This window comes from Vibrio sp. V42_P2S4T144 (assembly GCF_009904715.1).
Taxonomy (GTDB): domain Bacteria; phylum Pseudomonadota; class Gammaproteobacteria; order Enterobacterales; family Vibrionaceae; genus Vibrio; species Vibrio alginolyticus.
This window is the reverse complement of the sequence record NZ_WXWS01000459.1, coordinates 1-2,181: the sequence shown is the minus strand read 5'-3', so window position 1 is coordinate 2,181 and position 2,181 is coordinate 1. Positions and strand designations below refer to the sequence as shown.

The 2,181-nt window shown below is 44.9% G+C and carries 2 protein-coding genes; one reads left to right on the top strand and one right to left on the bottom strand.

Annotated features, from left to right (window positions below; all coding sequences use genetic code 11):
* Positions 1 to 59: 59 nt before the first annotated feature.
* On the bottom strand, positions 60 to 554 hold the full coding sequence (locus CAG68_RS15415) for a peptidylprolyl isomerase (RefSeq protein ID WP_005378156.1): 495 nt from the start codon (positions 552 to 554) through the stop codon (positions 60 to 62).
* Between the two features lie 202 nt (positions 555 to 756).
* Here CAG68_RS15415 and cysS point away from each other — a divergent pair, with 202 nt between their 5' ends.
* Positions 757 to 2,139 (top strand): cysteine--tRNA ligase, encoded by a 1,383-nt coding sequence (cysS, locus tag CAG68_RS15410; protein WP_005378155.1) that lies wholly within the window; start codon positions 757 to 759, stop codon positions 2,137 to 2,139.
* Positions 2,140 to 2,181: the final 42 nt, after the last annotated feature.

The window sequence follows — 2,181 nt, the reverse complement described above, 5'->3', positions numbered from 1 at the left end:
GAAATAAGGGGAAGCTATGCCTCCCCATTAACTTATCTTTTAAAAATAATTCCTAAGAATTACTCTTCAATTGTTGTACCAGTGATTACTACGTCTTCTAGAGGTACGTCTTGGTGCATGCCGTAAGAACCAGTGCTAACGCCTTTGATCTTATTTACGATGTCCATGCCTTCGATTACTTCACCGAACACACAGTAACCCCAACCATCTAGGCTTTCGCTACGGAAGTCTAGGAATGTGTTGTTGTTTACGTTGATGAAGAACTGAGAGCTTGCTGAATGCGGCTCCATAGTACGTGCCATAGCAAGTGTACCCACTTTGTTGCTTAGGCCGTTGTTTGCTTCGTTCTTGATAGGTGCACGAGTCGCTTTTTCACGTAGACCAGACTCCATACCACCACCTTGGATCATGAAGCCGTCAATAACACGGTGGAAAAGCGTGTTGTCGTAGAAACCGTCGCGGCAGTACTGAAGGAAGTTTGCGCTTGTCTCTGGCGCTTTCTCTTCGTTTAGTTGAATCTTGATGTCACCAAAATTAGTGTGAAGGGTGATCATGCTACTTTCCTTTACTGTGTTGTGTTGAGCCCGAGATTCTAGCCTAAGTTCTAGTGCTTTAAAAACTCAGGAAGAGGAAATTCTTCGTTTTGTGCTTGAAGTTTAGCCGATTATCGTTTTATCGGTTAATTGCTATTACCTAACTAGGTTGGAGTTGATATACTCATCTTCTTTTATTCATTCACAATCATAGATAGAGATCATGTTAAAGATATATAACACACTCACAAGACAGAAAGAGGAATTCAAACCAATTACAGCTGGCAAAGTCGGTATGTATGTCTGTGGAGTTACCATCTACGATCTCTGTCACATTGGTCACGGTCGTACTTTCGTCTCTTTTGACGTTGTATCACGTTACCTTCGCTACTTGGGCTACGATCTGACGTTTGTACGTAACATCACAGATATCGACGATAAGATCATCAAACGTGCCGCAGAAAATGGTGAGTCTTGCGATTCATTGACTGAGCGTTTGATTGGTGAAATGCACGCTGATTTTGATGCGCTGAACATGAAACGTCCGGACGTTGAACCTCGTGCGACACAGTTTATTGCTGAAATCATCGAATTGGTTGAGAAGCTAATCGAGCGCGGTTTTGCATACGTTGCAGATAACGGTGACGTAATGTTTGAAGTAGGTAAATTCAACGAATACGGCAAGCTTTCTAAGCAAGACCTTGATCAGCTTCAAGCTGGCGCGCGCGTTGATATCGAAACAGCAAAACGCAGCCCTCTAGACTTTGTACTTTGGAAGATGTCAAAGCCGGGTGAACCAACGTGGGAGTCACCATGGGGTCCTGGTCGTCCAGGTTGGCACATTGAGTGTTCAGCAATGAACTCTTCAATCCTAGGTAACCACTTCGACATTCACGGCGGTGGTTCTGACCTTCAGTTCCCACACCATGAAAATGAAATCGCACAATCATGCTGTGCACACGATACACAATACGTGAACACATGGATGCACAGCGGCATGGTAATGGTAGACCGTGAGAAGATGTCTAAATCTCTAGGTAACTTCTTTACTATCCGTGACGTTCTTGGTCACTACGATGCTGAAACAGTGCGTTACTTCCTAATGTCTGGTCACTACCGTAGCCAGTTAAACTACAGCGAAGATAACCTAAACCAAGCACGTGCTTCGCTTGAGCGCCTGTACACATCTCTACGTGGTTTAGACCTAAACGCTGCGCCTGCTGGTGGTGAAGAATACGTATCTCGCTTCACTGCAGCGATGAACGATGACTTCAACACACCAGAAGCTTACTCAGTACTGTTCGACATGGCGCGAGAAGTTAACCGTCTGAAGACAGAAAACCTAGAGAAAGCGAGCGAACTCGGTGCGCTAATGCGTGAACTAGCTGACGTGATCGGTATTCTTCACCAAGATCCTGAAGCCTTCCTAAAAGGTGATGCGGGTAACGATGATGAAGTGGCTGAAATTGAAGCTCTGATCAAGCTGCGTAATGACTCTCGCGCTGCGAAAGATTGGGCGAATGCAGATATGGCTCGTGACAAGCTGACCGAAATGGGCATTGTTCTGGAAGATGGTCCAGAAGGCACAACGTGGCGTCGTAAGTAATTGAATTTTCATTTTTAAAGGGCTGATAATTCAGCCCTTTTA